Source organism: Melioribacter sulfuriphilus (assembly GCF_052656625.1).
In genome coordinates this window covers 60,296-79,478 of the sequence record NZ_JBQXXK010000007.1, presented here as the reverse complement: position 1 = coordinate 79,478, position 19,183 = coordinate 60,296, and the positions used below count along the sequence as shown (strand labels likewise).

Genomic DNA, 19,183 nt, shown 5'->3' with positions numbered 1-19,183 from the left:
ATTATGATACAAGAAGAAACAAATTTAGTTGTTGCGGACAATTCGGGTGCGAAAAAAATCCGATGTATCCGCGTACTGGGAGGCAGCGGCAGAAGATATGCCAGTGTTGGCGATATTATTGTCGTTAGTGTAAAAGCAGCCATTCCAGGAGGTGCAGTGAAAAAAGGCGATGTGTCGCGTGCCGTTGTTGTTCGCACTAAAAAGGAAGTGCGTAGGAAAGACGGCTCCTATATCAGATTCGACGACAATGCGGCCGTATTGCTCAACAATCAGGGCGAACCGAGAGGTACTCGTATCTTCGGGCCTGTTGCAAGAGAATTAAGAGACAAAAAATTTATGAAAATAATTTCTCTGGCTCCAGAGGTTCTATAAGAGGATTGATGCTATGAAACTTAAAAAAAATGACAACGTAATTGTTATAACTGGTAACTACAAAGGGAAAACCGGTAAAATTCTGAAAGTTTTTCCCGCTGAAAATCGGGTGATTGTTGAAGGCGTCAATTTACGTAAGCGGCATACGAAGCCTTCTCAAAAAAACCCGCAGGGTGGAATTATCGAAAAAGAAGCTCCTATTCATGCTTCTAATGTAATGATTCTCGACCCTAAGACAAACGAGCCGTCGCGTATAGGAGCTAAAATCATAATCGATGAAAAAACTGGTAAGAAAAAAAGCGTTAGAATTAGCAAAAAAAGCGGCGAAATGCTGAGATAAAAATTTCGATAAGTTAAACGTCAAAAAGGATTGATATTTAAGATGGCAAAACAAAAAACTGAAAAACAGGAAAAAGCAGTAAAAAAAGCTGCTAAAGCCGGTGCCGAAAAGGAAACTGTTGTTGAAGAAAAAATTCCGGCTCGACTCAAAGAAAAATATATAAAAGAGATTGCTCCTAAGTTGATGCAGCAGTTTGGCTATAAAAACATTATGCAGGTTCCACGTCTGGCAAAAATTGTTATTAATATGGGTGTCGGTCAGGCTGTTCAGGACCCGAAAATTCTCGACGAAGCAGTTAAGGACCTTGAAACTATTACGGGTCAAAAAGCTTCGATCAGAACAGCCAGAAAGTCGATTTCGAACTTCAAGCTCAGAGAAGGAATGAAAATCGGTGCTAAAGTTACACTGCGCAGAGAAAGGATGTATGAGTTTCTCGATAGACTGATTACAATAGCATTTCCTCGTGTAAGAGATTTCAGAGGCATATCCGACAAATCCTTCGATGGCAGAGGTAATTATACACTCGGGATTAAAGAACAAATCATCTTTCCCGAAATTAATATCGACAAGGTAAGCAGAGTATTGGGTATGGATATTACTTTTGTTACGACCGCCAAAACAGACAAAGAAGCTTATGAGTTGTTGAGTGCATTTGGAATGCCATTTAGAAAAAAAGAAAATAATTAAAGGGAAGTCATGGCAAGAAAAAGTTTAATAGCACGTGAAGTTAAAAGAGCAAAACTGAGAGAAAAATACGCTCAAAAGAGAAAAGAATTGAAACAGAAAGGTGATTACGAGGCATTGCAGTTGCTACCACGTAATTCTGCTCCAACAAGAGCACACAATCGCTGCATGATAAGCGGCCGTCCCAGAGGATATTACAGAAAATTTGGAGTTTCCCGTCTCGTCCTCAGGGAAATGGCATTGAGAGGCGAAATTCCCGGTTTAAAGAAATCAAGTTGGTAATAGAAGGAGAATAAAGTAATGTTGACAACCGACCCGATTGCAGATTTTTTAACAAGAATACGAAATGCAATTAAAGCCAGAAAAAAATACGTCGATATTCCTTCTTCGAAGTTGAAAGAAGGATTGGCAGAAATATTAAAAGCTAACAAATACATTAAAGATTATAATGTCATCGAAGATAACAAACAGAACATTTTGCGTATTCATCTTCAGTACATTAATGGAATTCCTTCAATAACTGGCTTGAAAAAAGTCAGTAAACCGGGTCTTCGTATTTATGCCGGAAAAGATGAGCTCCCAAGAGTGATGAATGGATTGGGAATATCGATAGTTTCAACGTCAAAAGGTTTAATGACGGATAAACAAGCAAGAAAAGAATCAGTGGGCGGAGAAGTAATCTGCCAAGTTTGGTAATAATTGAGAGGTCTAAAAGTGTCACGAATAGGTAAAAAACCGATTCCAATTAAAGACGTTACCGTTACAAAAAATGGTAATCTTTTGAAGATTAAAGGTAAACTCGGCGAACTCCAGATGGAGATTCATCCGAATATTAACGTCGAAGTTACAAAAGAAGAAATTATCGTAACACGACCTAACGACGAGAAACAAAATAGAGCGCTTCACGGTCTAACCAGGTCGTTAATTAATAATATGGTTGTTGGAGTTACCGAAGGATTTTCGAAAACACTCGAAATCGTAGGTGTTGGTTATCGTGCCGAAGCAAAAGGCAACGGAATTTTATTGACACTCGGTTATTCGCATCCAATTTTCTTTATTCCACCGGAAGGAATTAAAATCGAAGTCGTAACTCCTAATCAATTGAAAATTTCAGGAAGCGATAAAGAACTTGTGGGACTCGTAGCAGCCAAAATTAGATCTTTCAGGAAACCCGAACCTTACAAAGGCAAAGGTATTAAATATTCAAACGAAGTTATCATAAGAAAGGCAGGCAAAACGGCCGGCAAATAATTAGGAGAGTGTGAAAAATGTTTTTAAAAGACACTACAAGAAGATTAAGAAAACGAATTAGAATCAGAAAAAAAATACACGGAACTCCTGAGTGTCCTCGTTTGAGTGTGTTTAAGAGTCTCAAACATATATATGCGCAATTAATCGACGATACTACAGGAACTACATTAGCTGCAGCTTCAACTTTATCTAAAGAGATTGCTGAGGAATTGAAAGGAGTAAAAGGAAAAGTTGAGAAAGGAAGAATTGTAGGAAAGTTGCTTGCAAAGATTGCAACCGAAAAGGGAATTACTGCAGCGGTATTTGACCGAAACGGCTATCCCTATCATGGCAAAGTAAAAGCGGTTGCGGAAGGCGCACGCGAAGGTGGTTTGAAATTCTAATGGGATTGCCGGATCGTCTAAAGGTAGGACAGCGGCCTTTGGAGCCGTATGTGGAGGTTCGAATCCTCCTCCGGCAGCTAAAAATAAGGTAATTCAAAAGGAGTGAAAATTGAACTTCAAATCGAAAAAAGTTAGCGGATTGGAAAACTTAAAAGAAAAAATCGTTCATATTAACAGAGTTGCCAAAGTCGTTAAAGGTGGTCGTCGCTTTAGTTTTAATGCTATTGTTGTAGTCGGCGATGGCAATGGACATGTTGGCGTTGGCCTGGGTAAAGCTAATGAAGTTACAGATGCTATCTCCAAAGGCATTGAGGATGCTAAGAAGAATGTATATAAAGTTCCTGTTATCAATGGTACGGTACCACATGAAATTATCGGAAAATTTGGAGCAGGCAAAGTTCTCATTAAACCAGCATCTCAGGGTACCGGGCTGATCGCTGGCGGCGGTGTAAGAGCAGTCCTCGAAGCTGCAGGTGTTCAGGACGTTTTGACCAAATCGCTTGGTTCATCTAATCCGCATAATCAGGTTAAAGCTACACTGGCTGCTTTATTGAATTTATGGGATGCTCGCTCGGTAGCTTTCAAAAGAGGTATGAAACTTAACGAGTTGTTCAGTGCAGAGTGAGGTTGACATGGCAAAGAAATTAAAAATTACACAAATACGAAGCATAATTGATCGTCCGAAACCACAAAAGCTTACTATCGAAGCTCTCGGTTTAGGAAGACCGAATTATCAGGTAATTCATAACGATACTCCTCAAATCAGAGGAATGGTAAGAAAAGTGTCTCATTTAGTAAAAGTAGAAGAAATAGAAGATTAACAGGGTGATACATGGACATCTTAAGTAATTTAAAACCTGCTAAAGGTTCTAACAAAAGGGAAAAAAGAATTGGAAGAGGTGAAGGTAGCGGACACGGTGGAACTGCTACTCGTGGTATGAATGGACAACGCTCGAGGTCGGGTGCAAAATTCAAAATCTGGTTCGAAGGTGGTCAGATGCCTTTGCAGCGCAGAGTGCCTAAACGTGGCTTCAAGAGTCCTTTTAAATTGACTTACCAGGTTGTTAATCTCGACCGAATTCAAAAATTAGTTGACGAAAATAAAATTGCAGGAGATGTTATTACTCCTTCAGTTTTGTATCAAAATGGTTTGATTTCGAAAGCTGCTGCTCCATATAAAATTTTGGGCAGCGGGGAAATTAAATCCAAAATAAATATTGAAGCTCACGCATTTAGCGCTTCGGCTAAACAAAAAATTGAATCAGTCGGTGGAACCATAAAAGAGATTAAAGCTTAATGGCAACTTTTCAAGAAACTTTCCGGAATATTTTTAAGATTCACGAGCTGAGGCAAAGGATCCTTTATACTTTAGCATTGCTTGTGATCGTAAGAATAGGCGCTCACATCACTTTGCCGGGTATCGATTCTCACTTGCTCGGCTCGGCTATGTCAAATTCTACTTCCGACAATCTCTTCGGATTATACGATTTGTTTGTCGGCGGCGCTTTCAGAAATGCAGCCCTGTTCGCTCTTGGTATAATGCCTTACATTTCAGCTTCGATTATTCTACAGCTGGCTGGAGCTGTTGTTCCTTATATTCAAAAACTTCAGCGTGAAGGAGAAGAAGGCAGAAAGAAAATTACTCAATGGACACGTTACGGAACAGTAATTATTTCTGCTTTTCAAGCCTGGGGCGTAACGATTCATCTTCTCAATATGAATTTTAACGGAGTACCTGTTGTCCCCGAAGAAGTTAGAGGGATTGGGTGGACATTCTCAACCATTGTATTTCTTGTTGCCGGCACAATTTTCATTATGTGGCTCGGCGAACAAATTACAGACAAAGGAATTGGCAACGGTATTTCTCTCATAATATTTATAGGTATTATCGACAGATTTCCTTATGCTCTACTCGACGAGTACAGATTACTTGCAGCAGGTCAGCGTAATCTCGTAATTGAAATTGTTATTCTTGCTTTTATGTTACTTGTTATTTCAGGTGTAATACTTGTTACTCAAGGCACAAGAAGAATTCCAGTGCAGTACGCAAAAAGAGTTGTTGGAAGAAAAGTTTATGGAGGCGTTACTCAATACATTCCTCTAAGAGTAAACACTGCAGGTGTAATGCCAATAATTTTTGCTCAGTCGATTATGTTTATTCCAAGTACACTCTTTTCATTTTTCCCGAATAACGAATTTATTGCGTCGATTGCGGGTTATTTTAATTATCAGTCGTTTACTTATTCTTTTATTTATGCTTTGATGATAGTCTTTTTCACCTATTTCTATACAGCAATTGCATTTAATCCGCAGGAAGTAGCAGAAAATATGAAAAAACAAGGCGGCTTTATTCCAGGTATACGACCTGGCAAGCAAACCGCCGAATTTATAGATAATATATTGACAAAAATAACTTTACCGGGTTCAATCTTTCTTGCTATTGTGGCAATACTGCCGGCATTTGTAGCAAAATTCGGCGTATCGGGAAGTTTTGCTTCATTTTTTGGAGGAACCAGTTTGTTAATTATTGTTGGCGTGGCACTCGACACACTTCAACAAATCGAGTCGCATCTGTTAATGCGCCATTACGATGGTTTTATGAAATCCGGTAAAATAAGAGGCAGAAGATTTTAATATTTTTTTTAGTGAATTGTGATTATAATAAAGACCAAGAAAGAAATTGATTATATAAGAGAAAGTTCTCAGATAGTTGCAGAAGTTCTTCAATTACTGAAAAATTATGTTAAACCGGGCATAACGACGCTCGAGCTCGATAAAATGGCTGAGGACTACATACTCAGCAATAATGCCCGTGCAGCATTTAAAGGATATTCGCAGGTCGGGTCGTTCGATTTTCCCGGCTCAATTTGTTCTTCGATTGATGATGAGGTTGTTCACGGAATACCGGGCAACAGAGTTCTTAAAGAAGGTGAAATAATTTCTATCGACGTCGGTGTAGAAAAGAACGGTTATTATGGAGATGCAGCTTTGACTGTAGCTGTTGGAAATATTTCGGAAGAAAAAAGAAAATTGATGGAAGTAACGGAGAAGTCACTCTATCTTGCTATAGAAGAAGCACGTGCCGGCAATAGAATTGGCGATATTGGTTATGCAGTTCAGTCGTACGTTGAAAGTTTTGGATATTCGGTTGTGCGTGATTTATGTGGACACGGCGTCGGTAAGCATTTGCACGAGGATCCCCAAATTCCTAATTACGGAAAAAAGGGAAGCGGTGCAATTTTGAAGAATGGTATGACAATTGCAATTGAACCGATGATAAATCTGGGAACTCATAAAGTTTTCGTAGAAGAAGATGGATGGACTGTAAAAACAATGGATGGTAAGCCGTCGGCTCATTTCGAGCATACCATTGCAATAATTGACGGTAAACCGGAAATATTAACTAAGTGCTGAATTATATGGCTAAACAAGGAGCAATAAAGATTGATGGAGTAGTAACTGAAACGTTACCCAATGCTCATTTCAAGGTTAGACTTGACAATGGGCATGAGATCCTTGCGCATATTTCCGGTAAAATGAGAATGCATTTTATTAAAATTCTGGTGGGAGATAAAGTAGCAGTTGAATTATCTCCTTACGATCTTAATAAAGGAAGAATAACATACAGATATAAATAAATGGAGCTACTATGAAGGTAAGAGCCTCTGTAAAAAAAATGTGCGAACATTGTAAAGTGATAAAAAGAAAGGGTGTAGTTCGAGTTATTTGCAAAAATCCTAAACATAAACAAAGACAAGGATAGGAGGAAGAGATTTGGCTCGTATAGCTGGAATTGATTTACCGAAACAAAAAAAATCGTTCATTGGATTAACCTATATTTATGGTATAGGTCGTAAGACCGCTTTGGATATATTGTCTAAAGCAGGCATCGATCCCGATAAGAAAATTGCTGAGCTTTCCGAAGAAGAAATTGCAAAGATTCGTGCAATCATGACTTCTGACTATAAAGTTGAAGGTGCTCTCAGGAGTGAAGTTCAGCAAAACATCAAACGCTTAATGGATATCGGTTGCTATCGCGGTTTGAGGCATCGTCGTGGTTTGCCTGTAAGAGGACAGAGAACGAGAACAAATGCAAGAACAAGAAAAGGTAAAAGAAAAACAGTAGCCGGAAAGAAAAAAGCACCGGCTAAGAAGTAATAATTAATTACGGAGATTCAAATTGGCTAAGGCAGGAAAAAAGACAAAAAAGAAAGTTCACGTTGATTCGGTCGGAGTAGCTCACATTAAAGCTTCGTTCAATAACGTGATTGTTACAATAACAGATATTTATGGCAATACAATTTCGTGGTCTTCTGCCGGTAAAAACGGTTTCAAAGGCTCAAGAAAAAATACTCCCTTTGCTGCTCAGGTTACCGCAGAAGCTGCTGCCAAAGAAGCTTACGACTTAGGTCTGCGCAAAGTAGACGTCTTAATTAAAGGTCCAGGTGCAGGCAGAGAAGCGGCCATAAGAGCTCTCAGCACCGCAGGACTGGAGATCCTTTCGATTAAGGATATTACTCCGATTCCGCACAACGGATGCAGACCACCAAAACGTAGAAGAGTATAACAGGAGAAAATTTAGATGGCAAGATATACTGGTCCAAGTTGCAAATTATGCAGAAGAGAAAGACAAAAACTATTTCTTAAAGGTTCTAAATGTCATTCCGAACGCTGCCCACTCGAAAAGAAAAATTATATTCCTGGTCAGCACGGTTTATCGCGCAGAGCCAAATTTTCCGAGTATGGCGTTCAGTTAAGAGAAAAACAAAAAGTAAAACGTATTTACGGATTGCAAGAAACACAATTCAAGCTCTATTTCTTCAGAGCAACACGTCAAAAAGGAATTACTGGCGCTAACCTTGTGAAATTGCTCGAAAGACGTCTGGACAACGTTGTTTATCGACTCGGTTTTGCACCTTCGAGAAAGGCAGCGCGACAATTAGTACTTCACAGGCATTTTACTGTTAACGGCAAAATTGTCGATATCCCATCGTATTTGCTCTTACCCGGTGATGTTGTTGCTGTTAGAGAAAAGAGCAAAAAACTTGACATTATCCATAACTCACTCAGAAGAACTAAAGATAATGCATATAGTTGGCTTTCTATCGACAAAGCTTCCCTCTCGGGTACTTTTATGAATATCCCCGAAAGAGAAGAGATTCCATTGAATGCCAACGAACAATTAATTGTCGAATTGTATTCTAAGTAATTTTATAATAATAGAGGATATATTAAATGAGCTATCCGTTAATTAAAATGCCCGATGGCGTAGTACAAGAAGAATCCTCCAAAAGTGCTACATTCGGAAGATTTACTATTCAACCTTTAGAGAGAGGATTTGGCGTTACATTAGGTAATTCGTTGAGAAGGGTATTATTATCCTCACTTCCGGGAGCTGCGATTACTGCCATTAAAATTGAAGGCGTGCTTCATGAATTCTCTACTATTCCAGGTGTTCAGGAAGATGTTACCGAAATTATCCTGAATCTCAAAAAAGTGCGTATGAGACTTCTCGATAAAAAGGCAACAGGCTGTCATGTATCGATAACCGGTGAAGGCGACTTCAAAGCAAAAGATATTCAAAAGGCATGCCCCGAAGTTGAAATTCTGAATCCAGATCTACATATCGCTCACTTAAATAAAGATGCTAAGTTAAATATTGAACTTCGTTTCGGCATTGGCAAAGGTTATGTGTCAGCGCAGGAACAGAAGACTCCTGATATGACTATCGGTACAATCCCAATTGACTCAATTTATACTCCAATTGTAAATGTCAAATACGACGTCGAGAACGTTCGTATCGGTGAACGTAACGACTATGAAAAACTTACTCTCGAAATTACTACCGATGGTTCAATTACTCCCGAAGAAGCACTTTCGACTTCGGGCAAGATTTTAAGAGACCACATTCAAATGTTCATTAATTTTGAAACTGAACCAGAAGAAGTAAAAGAAGAAACCGAAAGAGATGAAGAAGCTGAAAGATTGAGAAAAATTCTTTCAACAAGCGTTGACGATCTTGAATTGAGTGTAAGGTCTCATAATTGTCTCAAAACTGCCAATATCAAAACGCTCGGCGATTTAGTACGCCGCGACGAAAACGAAATGCTCCGTTTCAGAAATTTTGGACGCAAATCACTGGCAGAATTAAAAGAAATTGTTGAAAATTACGGGCTCCATTTTGGTATGGATGTCGATAAATATCTGTCAGAAAAAACCGATAAAAAATAATCATTAAAACTGCGAAGGTTCAATAATGAGACACAGAGTTAAAGGAAGAAAATTAAAAAGAACTTCGGAACACAGACTGGCTACTTTGAGAAATTTAGCTACTTCTCTGCTGAAACATAAAAAGATTAAAACTACTCTTGCAAAAGCCAAAGAGTTGCGCACTTTTGTAGAACCAATTATCACGAAAGCTAAGGTCGATACAGTCGCAAACCGCAGATATGTAGCTGCCGATATAAAAGATAAGGAAGTTGTAAAAGAACTCTTTACCTCGATTGTTAATAAAATTGGCGATAGGCCAGGCGGCTATACAAGAATTATTAAACTGGGTCAACGTAAAGGCGACGGTGCAGAACTAGCTTATATCGAATTGGTCGACTTCAGTGACATTGTAAAAGAAAAAGCTTCGAAAAAGAAAACTGAAAGTAAGACTAAAGTAGAAGAGAAAAAAGCAGAAGAAGTAAAGACCGACGAAGAAGTAAAAAAAGCTGAACCTCAGTCCGAAGTTAGCCAGGAACCCAAAGCTGAAGCCGGTGAAGAAACTTCTTCGGAAGAAAAGAAAGAAGAAAATTAGTCGATTCTCATACCAAATTTTAGATGCGTCCGGATTTCTGAATGGTTTCCGGACGTTTCTTTTTTAAATCATTGTTTCGGGTTTATGAAAAAAATAGAATTTGTTACGTCGGTTTTCAATATTAATGAAATACCGAAAGACGACTTGCCCTGCGTGGTGCTTTGTGGAAGATCTAATGTAGGGAAATCATCTTTTATCAATACTTTGTTTTATCCATTAAAAGTAGCACGAACAAGTTCAACTCCCGGCAAAACACGTTCAATTAACTATTATCTCGTAGAAAGAAAATTTTACATCGTTGATTTGCCAGGATTCGGCTATGCTAAAGTATCTAAAAGCGAGAAAAATTACTGGGAAAACCTCATCATTAATTTCTTCGACACTAATAAAAATATATCGACTGTTTTTCATTTGATCGATGCCCGTCATAAACCGCAACCGCTCGATTTAATGCTCAACGAATTTGTTCATTCAAGAGAGTTACCATATTTCTTGATAATGAACAAAGTGGATAAATTGAAACAATCTGAAATTACGGATGCAAAGAAAACTATTAAAGAAATATTTCCAGAAATTATTTTCGGAACAAACGCTTTCATCTTTTCAGCTGTTAAACATACCGGCAAAAAAGAAATAATAAAACTGCTTACATCTCTCTACTTATCATGAAAATTTCAGAAAACTTTATTATTATTGAATCAAAATTGTAAAAATTCTGAGCTAAGAGATGGGTATATCGTCGAAGTACAAAAAAAGAATTCTGACATTTATGTTAATACCCATCCTTTTAACCATCCTTTTTCTTACCGATGATTTTTTAACGAGAATTATTACCAGTTTAATTCTGGTAATATATATTGGATTTATAATTTTTCTACGTGATAACACTAAAGAAGTGTCCGAAGAGACTCACGATGAACCAATCCCATCATCAAGAACAGAAGAGTCGCTCGATCTCAATACAGATCATCAAACAGATGAGGGAGAAGGATTTAAGATTGTTTCGAATGTCAAAAGGATCGAAGTATTGACTACGGAAAATATGCGTGCCTATTTCCCTCCTAATAAAGGTCACCGTGAAGTTTTTAAACCATCCGATATCAAAGAAAATTTTCAAAAGATTGCGCTGGAAGAACTGCCGAAAGACGTTAGCCACGACGAACAATTCGGTTTCCTTCTTGAAAAAATATTGAGCGTATTGAAAGACGCCTTCATAGCTCACACGGCAGCATTTTTCTGGTACAACAAAAAACGACAACGTCTGACGCTCGAACGGTACGTGTCGAGTTCCTCAGCAATAACGCGTCAAAAGTTCGATCTCGAAGACGATATTCTCGGTAAGATAATTCAAAATGAAGAACCTGAACTATTGACTGACATTTCACCTAATGCAGAATCCGACGTTATCCGTTATTACAACGTTCCTCAGGGCATTAAAAGTTTTGTCGGTGTGCCTCTCTTCTACGGAAAAAATCTAACTGGGCTACTCGTACTTGATTCAAAAGATAAAGACGCTTTCGGTATTGAACAAATTTATTCTCTTGGAAAAATTGTAAGAGTCATCTCAATTATCATATCGCTTTTTGAAGACAAATTCTCGGAATCGCAAGCCGAACAGCGACTTAAAGCCCTGACAGAAATTTTGGAGAAAGACAGAAAATTCGAATCGGAAAAAGACATTTTTGAAGTGCTCGATAAAACAGTCGAAAAATTGCTTGACTGGGATGTCTTTACGTTTGTTCTTTATAATCCACTCGAACAAAAATTTAAGACTTCGCGTATTATCAACAAAACCTCATTGAAATACGTTGGCGAAAATCTGGAAGTGGAACTCAAAGATACGCTGGTCGGAAAATCAATTATGAGTTCTATTCCAGTTAAAATTGACGACACTACTCAAATAGACCTGCCACGATTTAACAGGAATGAGGACGTAAGTTTCGACGGCTCGTTTTTGGCGATACCGCTTATCTACGACGAGCAAAATTATGGAGTGTTATGTTTCGAGAGCCTCAAAAAAAATTATTATTCGAACAGTGAAGTTACATTTGTCAAGAATGCTACTAAAATTTTTGCATTTATTCTTTATTCACACGCATCGATTAATGTATTGAAAAACTTACTTGCCCACGATGTCGAGACAAAAGTTTTAAATTACCAGTCGTTTATAGAACGTTTAACTGTTGATCTGGTTCGTAGCAAAGAACTTGCATTGCCTGGTGCACTTGCCCTAATTAAAATCGATGATTTTATCGAAGAAGATTCGCTCTTCGATGGTAATCCATTTCCAAAAGTTTTGAAAGCTATCTCACAAATGATCCGTGATGAAATGACACCAATGAATTTAATTGGTCGTTTAAGTGAAAGGGTTTTTGCCGTTTACTTTTTCAATACGGCACCTAAAGACGTTTTCCTGTGGGCTGAGAAACTTCGTATTAAAGTGGCACGTAAGCCAATTTCGGTAGTTTCGAAACAGACAACTTTTACAATCTCGGTGGGTGTTGCTTCCACAACAAACAAAACGGATGTTGGTGAAATATTGTCCAATGCCGAGTTGGCGCTCAATAAAGCCCTCGAAAAAGGAGGGAACACCGTAAAAAGTTTGTGACAGTTTGTGGAAAATTTTATTGTAATAGTTTTAGACGGCGTAGGCATCGGAGAACTGCCAGATGCTTCAAGATACGGCGATCAGGGCAGCAATACTCTGGCAAACATGGCTGAATACGTGGGCGGCTTGAATTTGCCCAATCTCCAAAAGCTCGGTCTGGGCAATATCGAGTCGGTCAAAGGAATCGAGCCAGTTGACTCACCGTTAGCTTCTTTCGGTAAAATGATGGAAGTATCCATCGGTAAAGATTCAACAACAGGCCACTGGGAACTGGGCGGATTACATATTGATAAAGAATTTCCTCTCTATCCAAATGGATTTCCTCAATCTATTATCAATAAATTTATCGAAGAAACTGGAGTCGAAGGAGTTCTTGGTAACATTCCCGCTTCAGGCACAGAAATTATCGAAAGGTTAGGAGAGGAACATTTGAGAACTTCATTCCCAATAGTTTATACTTCTGCCGATTCCGTATTTCAAATTGCAGCTCACGAAGAAGTAATACCATTAGATAGACTTTATGAAATCTGCGAAATCGCAAGAAAAAATGTATTAACAGGTAAAGATGCAGTTGCGCGTGTTATTGCTCGTCCTTTTATCGGCACACCGGGAAAATTTACACGAACGACAAATCGAAAAGATTTCTCTCTCGATCCTTTCGGATATACCATTCTCGATTACTTATATTATAATAAAATTGATACGATTGCTATTGGTAAAATAAACGACTTATTTAATTACAGGGGAATAAAAATTGGTTACAAAACCAGATCAAATTCGGAAGGAATGGATAGGCTCCTGCAGGTGAGTGCGAATGTCAAATCTTCGTTTATTTTTGTAAATCTGGTCGACTTCGATGTCTACTATGGTCACCGAAACGACCCGTATGGTTTTGCAAGTGCTCTGAAAGAATTCGACGAATTTTTGCCGTTGCTCTTAAATCAGCTTGATTCCAGCGATCGTTTAGTCATTACTGCAGATCACGGAAACGATCCTACGACTCCGAGCACAGACCACAGCAGAGAATACGTTCCTTTACTTTTTTATTCAAAAGATGAAATAGCGCGCAATCTTGGTATTAGAAATACATTTGCAGACGTAGCCCAAACTGTAGCCCATTATTTCAAAGTTAACAACGATTTGAAAGGAAAAAGCTTTTTGTATGAATAAAGATAATTTAACGGAATTAATTTCATGTGCGGCACAACTTAACAAAGACAACACGGTAACATTAAGCGAATATGCCATTAAGCAAATTAATGATAAAAAAATTACCGAATTTTTTGTTACAATATTTTACGATGCAAGAAAGCTTGCAATACTCGAAGGTTATTCAGAAGAGCTTTTTGACAGAATTCAAAAAACTCAGGGAATTCCATATTCCACAGTTTATGATTTTTTAAGGACGAAGGGAAGTTTAAAAAAGGAAAATTTCGGGAAGGAATTCGTTTGGTATGAACATGGAAAATAAGAGAGAACATTATTTAATCGATACTGATATTTTGATAGAATACCTTGAGAGCGATGCAAGTGAGGATTCGATACTGGAAATTCTGATGAGACGAGGTATTTGTTTTACTACGGTAATAAATTCGGCTGAACTTTTTTTCAATTCGAACAACCAGGTGCGGGAAGAAGCGGTGAAACGTCTGCTCTCGGCGTTGAAAGTACTTGGCTTAAATTCAAGATATAGTTTGAACATTTCAAAATTTTTTAATAAAGTTGCGGGCGTCCGTGAAGCTTTAATTTGTTCTGTGGCATTAAACAACAAATTGCCATTGGTCACAAGACAGGTAGAAAAGTATTCGAATTCTGGCATCGAAATAATAGACGCGGCAAAAATTAAAACAGGGAGGTAGTTCTGCTACTCGGAAAGGTAATAGGAACAGTTTGGTCAACACGCAAGGACGAAAATCTTGTGGGCGCAAAATTTCTGATTGTCCGTGAATTGAATCTCGACTTAACGCCAAAAACATCAACGATAATAGCTGTCGATTCGGTGGGTGCAGGCATCGGCGAAACGGTTTTAGTAGCGCAGGGTAGTTCGGCACGACAAACAACTTTTACCAAAAACAAACCCGTTGACGCAGTAATTATGGCTATCGTCGATAAACTTGACGTCGCAATTAGCGATAATAAGTAGGTATTCTTTCTATGCACCTTGGAAAAGTAATTGGAACAATATGGGCTACAAGAAAATACGACGCCATTACAGGTTATAAAATGCAACTAATTCAACCTGTTAACTACAATCTGGAAAATATCAGTAGTCCTATTATAGCGCTCGATACTGTAGGTGCCGGACCTGGTGAAATTATTTTTTACGTAACCGCAAGCGAAGCTGTTATTCCGCTCGATGTAGAAATGGCTCCTGTCGACGCTTCGATTGTAGGTATTGTGGATTCTATTAATACTGATAAATAGATAGGGGAGAGGAACCTTGAAAATCACAAAACAATTTACAAACCGTGAAAGTATTTCTCTCGACAAATACCTGCAAGAAATCGGTAAAGTTGAATTGCTTACTCCAGAAGAAGAAATTGAACTTGCGATTAAAATAAAAAAAGGTGACCAGAAAGCTCTGGAAAAACTGGTCAAAGCAAATCTGAGATTTGTAGTCTCTGTTGCAAAGCAGTATCAAAATCAAGGCTTGTCACTTGGTGATTTAATTAACGAAGGTAATCTGGGATTGATTAAAGCAGCCAAGCGTTTCGATGAAACTCGTGGCTTTAAATTTATTTCATATGCAGTCTGGTGGATTCGTCAATCGATTCTTCAGGCGCTTGCCGAACAATCGAGAATTGTACGACTTCCACTCAATAGAGTAGGTGCACTCAATAAAATTGGTAAAGCCTACAGCAACCTGGTTCAGGAATTCGAAAGAGAACCGAATGCCGAAGAATTAGCTGAACAATTGAACATGGATGTTTCGGAAGTAGCAGACGCTATTAAAAATGCCGGCAGACATGTTTCAATGGACGCTCCTTTCAGTCAAGGTGAAGAAAATAGTCTGCTCGACGTCTTACCAAATGATGAAGTACCTTCGCCCGACCAAACCTTAATGTCGGAATCCCTGAAAAAAGAAATTGAAAGAGCGCTTTCAACATTGACCGATAGAGAAGCTGAAGTTATAAAACTTTATTTCGGACTCAACGGCGAACATTCTCTTACACTTGAAGAAATTGGCGAAAAGTTTAATCTTACGCGTGAGAGAGTTCGTCAGATTAAGGAGAAAGCAATTCGCCGTCTCAGACATACATCCAGGAGTAAAAACTTAAGAGCATATCTGGGATAATAATCGAATGTTCGGAAAAATAGTTATATCTCTTTTACTCATCTTTTCTATTATGATGACAGGGTGTGCTTCCACTTCATCTTCTGTAAGATACAATAAATCGACGGAGAAAAAAGAAGAAGTAAGTAAAAATCCAAGATTCACTTCAGAAGAGGATTCAAAAATTGATTCAGTAAGTTTGAGCACACCTGTTCAGAATAAGGAAATAGACGAATTTGACGAATTCCCCGAGGAGATAAATTCAGTAGACGTTAAGGAATTTATCGATGATTATAGAACATCGATAAGCTCCGAAGTGCCTCTTTCCTTCAGAGAAAAATTACTTCTCGAAGTCATAAAATATATTGATGCTCCATATAAATACGGTGGTAACTCCGATAGAGGCATCGATTGCTCGGCATTTACAAAGCAAGTATTGAGTGCTTTCTCAGTGGATTTACCTCGCACAGTCAGGGAACAATTCACGATAGGTATGAGTGTGGCTGAAAATGAATTGAAATTTGGTGACCTTGTGTTTTTCAATACTTCGAGGCGAGCTTACCCCGGCCATGTGGGAATTTATCTCGGGAACAGGGAATTTATCCATTCAAGTAGAACTTTAGGAGTGACAGTCTCTTCTCTCGACGAAACTTATTATAAAAAAAGATATGTCGGTGCCCGTCGACTTCCCCTCGCTCAATAACTTTTTGTGACCATTGCAATAATTTACACATTCCATTAATTTGTTGTACGTATTTAAAATATCATAGGAGTTGAAAATGGACTACAGAATTGAATCTGACAGCATGGGAGAAATTAAAGTCCCTTCAGACAAATACTACGGAGCGCAAACGGCAAGGTCGTTACAAAATTTTAAAATCGGGGGTGAACGATTTCCATTCGAATTAATTAGAGCGCTCGCAATTGTAAAAAAAGCCGCCGCATTAACCAATAATGAATTGGGTCTTTTACCCAACGAGAAAAAGGAATTAATAATTGAAGCTGCCGACGAAGTTATCGAAGGAAAATTAAACGATCATTTCCCACTGGTTGTCTGGCAAACTGGAAGCGGAACTCAGACAAATATGAATGTAAACGAAGTTATATCGAATCGAGCAATTGAAATTGCCGGAGGTAAGCTCGGCAGTAAAACACCAATTCACCCAAACGACGACGTAAACAAATCCCAATCCACAAATGATGCTTTTCCTACTGCTATTCATATTGCTGCAGTTGAAGAAGTTCATCGCCGTTTGATTCCGATGTTAACAAAATTAAGAGATGCCTTAGAGGAAAAATCGAAAGAGTTTGCCTCGATAATTAAGATCGGAAGGACACATTTAATGGACGCTACTCCATTAACGCTCGGGCAGGAATTTTCGGGTTATGCGCAACAATTAACAAATGGATTAGCAAGAATTAACGATGCTTTAAATCGGCTTTATGAAATACCTCTGGGAGGAACAGCTGTAGGTACGGGATTAAATACGCATCCGGACTATGCTGTTAAAGCTGCACAAAAAATTTCTGAGCTTACTGGCAAACCGTTCCGTACTGCTCCGAATAAATTCGAGGCCATGGCAGGTAAAGATGCTCTTGTTGAATTCAGCGGGGTTTTGAAAACAATAGCAGCCTCATTAATGAAAATAGCAAATGATATACGCTGGCTCGGTTCAGGTCCTCGTTGCGGAATTGGTGAAATTATTTTGCCTGCTAACGAGCCTGGAAGTTCAATTATGCCAGGCAAAGTGAATCCGACTCAATCAGAAGCAATGACAATGGTATGTGCACAAGTATTTGGCAACGACGTTACTATTAACTTTGCAGGCGCAAGCGGTAATTTTGAACTCAACGTTTTCATGCCAGTAATCGCCTTCAATATTTTACAATCAATTCGTCTATTAGCTGATGCATGCGAGAGCTTTACGGATAATTGTGTCGTTGGAATAGAACCGAATCATGAAGTCATCAACAAACATCTGAATAATTCTCTTATGCTCGTAACAGCTCTTAATCCTGTTATTGGATACGACAACGCAGCTAAGGTGGCTAAAAAGGCTTACGCTGAAAACAAAACCCTGAAACAGGCTTCTATTGAATTGGGGTTGTTAACGGCAGAGGAATTTGACAAGTATGTAAGACCGGAAAATATGGTTGGTCCGAATAAAAAATAATAGATTAAAAGGGGCTGCCCACATTTATGGCAGCCTGTTTATTATGAAAGAATTGATATTAAATATTTATGTTGAAATCCAGAACAAAAACGTCGTCGGTTTCCGGGCAATTTCATATGAAGCTGAGGGTACGGACACCGAAAAAATAAATTTTTTGAAACAACAGGCGCGTAGCGACTACGAACGAGCAATCAGTTTCGAAGCGCCCACAAACGACGATGGAAACTTCATTTCGTACAAAAAATTTTCGCGCCTCGAATCTAGGGGATATCACTATAAACTCTACGAAGAAATATTTGACTATTTTGGTGTCCCGGACAATCCCTTAATTTGCGTAACTCCCGTTGTCGACGGTAAGATACTCGCAGATTAAATCAGGTATTTTATTGCTACAAATCCACCAATTAGCAATACCGTAAATAGAATAGCCAGGATATTGAAATACTTATCGATAAACGTTCTGATTTGTTCGCCGAATTTCCATATTAATCCTGCAACCAGAAAAAAACGAAGTCCTCTACCAACCACTGAGGCAACAATGAAAAGAAGAAAATTGATATCGAAAGCACCACCTGAAATTGTAAATACTTTATAAGGGATGGGTGTAAAACCGGCGGTAAAAATTATCCAGAAGTTCCATTCGTTATAGAGGTTGCGTACGTTAAAAAATAATTCTTTTGTAAAGCCAGGAACATTGGCAAAGAAGAAATTGGCTAAAGAGGAAAAATTTTCGGGCGAATCCCACCATAAATAGTGACCTAATCCAAATCCCGCTGCAGCGCCAAATACAGAAGCTACTGTACAAATTAAGGCAAAACGGAAAGCTTTTTCTCTTGAACCGAGTACCAGAGCAATTAATAAAGCATCGGGCGGAATCGGGAAAAAAGAAGCCTCGGCAAATGCCAGTACAAATAATGCTGCCGCTCCATACCGAGTTTCCGACCAATGAAGTACCCAATCGTATAATCTTCTTAGAAATTTCATATAAAATAAATTTTAATCCGTAATTATAGCAAAAATATTGTCAGGATAAAATCATTGATGAAGCGGGTGATCGAGAAATAAGCTGGAATAAATATTTCAAATCGCAAAAAAAATTTGCCGCTTCAGGAGTGAAAACTTTTTTGAATGACTTACGGCATCAGAAAGTTATGGCGGACAAAACTGTAGTAATAAAAATTAATGGCACAATACTGCCGGAAAGGTAAAGAAGAGAATTGTGTTATTATTACTTATTGCACTAAGTAACAATTTGAAAAGTAGATAAAAAGTAATACTTCAAATTAATATTGGCC

The 19,183-nt window shown here is 38.4% G+C and carries 31 protein-coding genes and 1 tRNA gene; 31 read left to right on the top strand and 1 reads right to left on the bottom strand.

The annotated features are described in order from the left end of the window. Nucleotides 1-3: 3 nt before the first annotated feature. From rplN to ACUN8G_RS10270, 31 genes are all read left to right on the top strand, one after another. Nucleotides 4-372 (top strand): 50S ribosomal protein L14, encoded by a 369-nt coding sequence (gene rplN, locus ACUN8G_RS10420; RefSeq protein ID WP_437347494.1) that lies wholly within the window; start codon nt 4-6, stop codon nt 370-372. Between the two features lie 13 nt (nt 373-385). Beyond that, a complete protein-coding gene (gene rplX, locus ACUN8G_RS10415) occupies nt 386-712 on the top strand; it encodes a 50S ribosomal protein L24 (RefSeq protein ID WP_437347495.1) in 327 nt (108 codons plus the stop codon). A 42-nt stretch (nt 713-754) separates the two neighbouring features. Further along, entirely contained in the window at nt 755-1,399 is a 645-nt protein-coding gene (gene rplE, locus ACUN8G_RS10410) for a 50S ribosomal protein L5 (protein WP_437347496.1), read from the top strand. A gap of 9 nt (nt 1,400-1,408) precedes the next feature. Continuing rightward, nucleotides 1,409-1,678 carry a 30S ribosomal protein S14 gene (gene rpsN / locus ACUN8G_RS10405; protein WP_437347497.1) on the top strand — a complete coding sequence of 90 codons (270 nt, stop codon included), beginning with the start codon at nt 1,409-1,411 and terminating at the stop codon, nt 1,676-1,678. 18 nt (nt 1,679-1,696) lie between these two features. After that, nucleotides 1,697-2,092, top strand: coding sequence for a 30S ribosomal protein S8 (gene rpsH / locus ACUN8G_RS10400; RefSeq protein WP_437347498.1), 396 nt, complete (start codon nt 1,697-1,699; stop codon nt 2,090-2,092). 18 nt (nt 2,093-2,110) lie between these two features. After that, a complete protein-coding gene (rplF, locus tag ACUN8G_RS10395; RefSeq protein ID WP_437347499.1) occupies nt 2,111-2,647 on the top strand; it encodes a 50S ribosomal protein L6 in 537 nt (178 codons plus the stop codon). 17 nt (nt 2,648-2,664) lie between these two features. Then, nucleotides 2,665-3,030, top strand: coding sequence for a 50S ribosomal protein L18 (rplR, locus tag ACUN8G_RS10390; RefSeq protein ID WP_437347500.1), 366 nt, complete (start codon nt 2,665-2,667; stop codon nt 3,028-3,030). Nucleotides 3,031-3,036: 6 nt separating this feature from the next. Continuing rightward, nucleotides 3,037-3,107: transfer RNA gene (locus ACUN8G_RS10385), tRNA-Gln, on the top strand. Between the two features lie 32 nt (nt 3,108-3,139). After that, nucleotides 3,140-3,655, top strand: a complete 516-nt coding sequence (gene rpsE / locus ACUN8G_RS10380) for a 30S ribosomal protein S5 (protein WP_437347501.1) — start codon at nt 3,140-3,142, stop codon at nt 3,653-3,655. 7 nt (nt 3,656-3,662) lie between these two features. Continuing rightward, on the top strand, nt 3,663-3,851 hold the full coding sequence (rpmD, locus tag ACUN8G_RS10375; protein ID WP_437347502.1) for a 50S ribosomal protein L30: 189 nt from the start codon (nt 3,663-3,665) through the stop codon (nt 3,849-3,851). An 11-nt stretch (nt 3,852-3,862) separates the two neighbouring features. Next, nucleotides 3,863-4,327, top strand: coding sequence for a 50S ribosomal protein L15 (gene rplO / locus ACUN8G_RS10370; RefSeq protein WP_437347503.1), 465 nt, complete (start codon nt 3,863-3,865; stop codon nt 4,325-4,327). Then, nucleotides 4,327-5,664, top strand: coding sequence for a preprotein translocase subunit SecY (gene secY, locus ACUN8G_RS10365; protein WP_437347504.1), 1,338 nt, complete (start codon nt 4,327-4,329; stop codon nt 5,662-5,664). The genes rplO and secY overlap by 1 nt, the downstream gene beginning before the upstream one ends. Nucleotides 5,665-5,682: 18 nt before the next feature. After that, nucleotides 5,683-6,444, top strand: coding sequence for a type I methionyl aminopeptidase (gene map, locus ACUN8G_RS10360; RefSeq protein WP_437347505.1), 762 nt, complete (start codon nt 5,683-5,685; stop codon nt 6,442-6,444). Between the two features lie 5 nt (nt 6,445-6,449). Next, on the top strand, nt 6,450-6,668 hold the full coding sequence (gene infA, locus ACUN8G_RS10355; RefSeq protein WP_437347506.1) for a translation initiation factor IF-1: 219 nt from the start codon (nt 6,450-6,452) through the stop codon (nt 6,666-6,668). A gap of 11 nt (nt 6,669-6,679) precedes the next feature. Beyond that, the gene (rpmJ, locus tag ACUN8G_RS10350; protein ID WP_437347507.1) at nt 6,680-6,793 is read left to right on the top strand and encodes a 50S ribosomal protein L36; all 114 of its coding nucleotides are present in this window, start codon (nt 6,680-6,682) and stop codon (nt 6,791-6,793) included. Nucleotides 6,794-6,804: 11 nt separating this feature from the next. Beyond that, a complete protein-coding gene (gene rpsM / locus ACUN8G_RS10345; RefSeq protein WP_437347508.1) occupies nt 6,805-7,188 on the top strand; it encodes a 30S ribosomal protein S13 in 384 nt (127 codons plus the stop codon). A gap of 22 nt (nt 7,189-7,210) precedes the next feature. Next, complete coding sequence (gene rpsK / locus ACUN8G_RS10340) at nt 7,211-7,597, top strand: 30S ribosomal protein S11 (RefSeq protein WP_437347509.1); 387 nt, start codon at nt 7,211-7,213, stop codon at nt 7,595-7,597. A gap of 15 nt (nt 7,598-7,612) precedes the next feature. Further along, complete coding sequence (gene rpsD / locus ACUN8G_RS10335; protein ID WP_437347510.1) at nt 7,613-8,239, top strand: 30S ribosomal protein S4; 627 nt, start codon at nt 7,613-7,615, stop codon at nt 8,237-8,239. Between the two features lie 26 nt (nt 8,240-8,265). After that, nucleotides 8,266-9,261: a DNA-directed RNA polymerase subunit alpha gene (locus ACUN8G_RS10330; RefSeq protein ID WP_437347511.1), complete on the top strand. Its 996-nt coding sequence runs from the start codon at nt 8,266-8,268 to the stop codon at nt 9,259-9,261. Nucleotides 9,262-9,286: 25 nt separating this feature from the next. Further along, the gene (rplQ, locus tag ACUN8G_RS10325) at nt 9,287-9,832 is read left to right on the top strand and encodes a 50S ribosomal protein L17 (RefSeq protein WP_437347512.1); all 546 of its coding nucleotides are present in this window, start codon (nt 9,287-9,289) and stop codon (nt 9,830-9,832) included. Between the two features lie 84 nt (nt 9,833-9,916). After that, nucleotides 9,917-10,501, top strand: a complete 585-nt coding sequence (yihA, locus tag ACUN8G_RS10320; protein ID WP_437347513.1) for a ribosome biogenesis GTP-binding protein YihA/YsxC — start codon at nt 9,917-9,919, stop codon at nt 10,499-10,501. A gap of 58 nt (nt 10,502-10,559) precedes the next feature. Next, a complete protein-coding gene (locus tag ACUN8G_RS10315; protein ID WP_437347514.1) occupies nt 10,560-12,440 on the top strand; it encodes a sensor domain-containing diguanylate cyclase in 1,881 nt (626 codons plus the stop codon). A 6-nt stretch (nt 12,441-12,446) separates the two neighbouring features. Then, nucleotides 12,447-13,610 carry a phosphopentomutase gene (locus tag ACUN8G_RS10310; RefSeq protein WP_437347515.1) on the top strand — a complete coding sequence of 388 codons (1,164 nt, stop codon included), beginning with the start codon at nt 12,447-12,449 and terminating at the stop codon, nt 13,608-13,610. Next, the gene (locus ACUN8G_RS10305) at nt 13,603-13,911 is read left to right on the top strand and encodes a hypothetical protein (protein WP_437347516.1); all 309 of its coding nucleotides are present in this window, start codon (nt 13,603-13,605) and stop codon (nt 13,909-13,911) included. The genes ACUN8G_RS10310 and ACUN8G_RS10305 overlap by 8 nt, the downstream gene beginning before the upstream one ends. Continuing rightward, nucleotides 13,901-14,299 carry a PIN domain-containing protein gene (locus tag ACUN8G_RS10300; protein ID WP_437347517.1) on the top strand — a complete coding sequence of 133 codons (399 nt, stop codon included), beginning with the start codon at nt 13,901-13,903 and terminating at the stop codon, nt 14,297-14,299. Before ACUN8G_RS10305 ends, ACUN8G_RS10300 begins: the two co-directional genes overlap by 11 nt. A gap of 2 nt (nt 14,300-14,301) precedes the next feature. Next, a complete protein-coding gene (locus ACUN8G_RS10295; RefSeq protein ID WP_445480941.1) occupies nt 14,302-14,583 on the top strand; it encodes a EutN/CcmL family microcompartment protein in 282 nt (93 codons plus the stop codon). A gap of 11 nt (nt 14,584-14,594) precedes the next feature. Further along, nucleotides 14,595-14,864 carry a EutN/CcmL family microcompartment protein gene (locus ACUN8G_RS10290; protein WP_437347518.1) on the top strand — a complete coding sequence of 90 codons (270 nt, stop codon included), beginning with the start codon at nt 14,595-14,597 and terminating at the stop codon, nt 14,862-14,864. 16 nt (nt 14,865-14,880) lie between these two features. Further along, nucleotides 14,881-15,735, top strand: a complete 855-nt coding sequence (locus ACUN8G_RS10285; RefSeq protein ID WP_437347519.1) for a sigma-70 family RNA polymerase sigma factor — start codon at nt 14,881-14,883, stop codon at nt 15,733-15,735. A 7-nt stretch (nt 15,736-15,742) separates the two neighbouring features. Then, complete coding sequence (locus tag ACUN8G_RS10280) at nt 15,743-16,417, top strand: C40 family peptidase (protein WP_437347520.1); 675 nt, start codon at nt 15,743-15,745, stop codon at nt 16,415-16,417. A 76-nt stretch (nt 16,418-16,493) separates the two neighbouring features. Then, the gene (gene fumC / locus ACUN8G_RS10275; RefSeq protein WP_437347521.1) at nt 16,494-17,888 is read left to right on the top strand and encodes a class II fumarate hydratase; all 1,395 of its coding nucleotides are present in this window, start codon (nt 16,494-16,496) and stop codon (nt 17,886-17,888) included. Then, on the top strand, nt 17,869-18,261 hold the full coding sequence (locus ACUN8G_RS10270) for a hypothetical protein (RefSeq protein WP_437347522.1): 393 nt from the start codon (nt 17,869-17,871) through the stop codon (nt 18,259-18,261). The genes fumC and ACUN8G_RS10270 overlap by 20 nt, the downstream gene beginning before the upstream one ends. Here the strand turns inward: ACUN8G_RS10270 and ACUN8G_RS10265 are convergent. After that, the gene (locus ACUN8G_RS10265; protein ID WP_437347523.1) at nt 18,258-18,872 is read right to left on the bottom strand and encodes a YqaA family protein; all 615 of its coding nucleotides are present in this window, start codon (nt 18,870-18,872) and stop codon (nt 18,258-18,260) included. The genes ACUN8G_RS10270 and ACUN8G_RS10265 overlap by 4 nt on opposite strands. Between the last annotated feature and the right edge of the window lie 311 nt (nt 18,873-19,183).

What these genes read in the sequence shown, in the direction of transcription:
- rpsD (WP_437347510.1), top strand. Translation starts at nt 7,613, where the DNA reads ATGGCAAGATATACTGGTCCAAGTTGCAAATTATGCAGAAGAGAAAGA.
- yihA (WP_437347513.1), top strand. Translation starts at nt 9,917, where the DNA reads ATGAAAAAAATAGAATTTGTTACGTCGGTTTTCAATATTAATGAAATA.
- ACUN8G_RS10315 (WP_437347514.1), top strand. Translation starts at nt 10,560, where the DNA reads ATGGGTATATCGTCGAAGTACAAAAAAAGAATTCTGACATTTATGTTA.
- rplR (WP_437347500.1), top strand. Translation starts at nt 2,665, where the DNA reads ATGTTTTTAAAAGACACTACAAGAAGATTAAGAAAACGAATTAGAATC.
- rplN (WP_437347494.1), top strand. Translation starts at nt 4, where the DNA reads ATGATACAAGAAGAAACAAATTTAGTTGTTGCGGACAATTCGGGTGCG.
- rplO (WP_437347503.1), top strand. Translation starts at nt 3,863, where the DNA reads ATGGACATCTTAAGTAATTTAAAACCTGCTAAAGGTTCTAACAAAAGG.
- rplQ (WP_437347512.1), top strand. Translation starts at nt 9,287, where the DNA reads ATGAGACACAGAGTTAAAGGAAGAAAATTAAAAAGAACTTCGGAACAC.
- ACUN8G_RS10330 (WP_437347511.1), top strand. Translation starts at nt 8,266, where the DNA reads ATGAGCTATCCGTTAATTAAAATGCCCGATGGCGTAGTACAAGAAGAA.
- rplX (WP_437347495.1), top strand. Translation starts at nt 386, where the DNA reads ATGAAACTTAAAAAAAATGACAACGTAATTGTTATAACTGGTAACTAC.
- ACUN8G_RS10305 (WP_437347516.1), top strand. Translation starts at nt 13,603, where the DNA reads ATGAATAAAGATAATTTAACGGAATTAATTTCATGTGCGGCACAACTT.
- ACUN8G_RS10265 (WP_437347523.1), bottom strand. Translation starts at nt 18,872, where the DNA reads ATGAAATTTCTAAGAAGATTATACGATTGGGTACTTCATTGGTCGGAA.
- rpmD (WP_437347502.1), top strand. Translation starts at nt 3,663, where the DNA reads ATGGCAAAGAAATTAAAAATTACACAAATACGAAGCATAATTGATCGT.
- ACUN8G_RS10300 (WP_437347517.1), top strand. Translation starts at nt 13,901, where the DNA reads ATGGAAAATAAGAGAGAACATTATTTAATCGATACTGATATTTTGATA.
- ACUN8G_RS10290 (WP_437347518.1), top strand. Translation starts at nt 14,595, where the DNA reads ATGCACCTTGGAAAAGTAATTGGAACAATATGGGCTACAAGAAAATAC.
- fumC (WP_437347521.1), top strand. Translation starts at nt 16,494, where the DNA reads ATGGACTACAGAATTGAATCTGACAGCATGGGAGAAATTAAAGTCCCT.
- secY (WP_437347504.1), top strand. Translation starts at nt 4,327, where the DNA reads ATGGCAACTTTTCAAGAAACTTTCCGGAATATTTTTAAGATTCACGAG.
- rpmJ (WP_437347507.1), top strand. Translation starts at nt 6,680, where the DNA reads ATGAAGGTAAGAGCCTCTGTAAAAAAAATGTGCGAACATTGTAAAGTG.
- rpsN (WP_437347497.1), top strand. Translation starts at nt 1,409, where the DNA reads ATGGCAAGAAAAAGTTTAATAGCACGTGAAGTTAAAAGAGCAAAACTG.
- infA (WP_437347506.1), top strand. Translation starts at nt 6,450, where the DNA reads ATGGCTAAACAAGGAGCAATAAAGATTGATGGAGTAGTAACTGAAACG.
- ACUN8G_RS10280 (WP_437347520.1), top strand. Translation starts at nt 15,743, where the DNA reads ATGTTCGGAAAAATAGTTATATCTCTTTTACTCATCTTTTCTATTATG.
- rplE (WP_437347496.1), top strand. Translation starts at nt 755, where the DNA reads ATGGCAAAACAAAAAACTGAAAAACAGGAAAAAGCAGTAAAAAAAGCT.
- rpsH (WP_437347498.1), top strand. Translation starts at nt 1,697, where the DNA reads ATGTTGACAACCGACCCGATTGCAGATTTTTTAACAAGAATACGAAAT.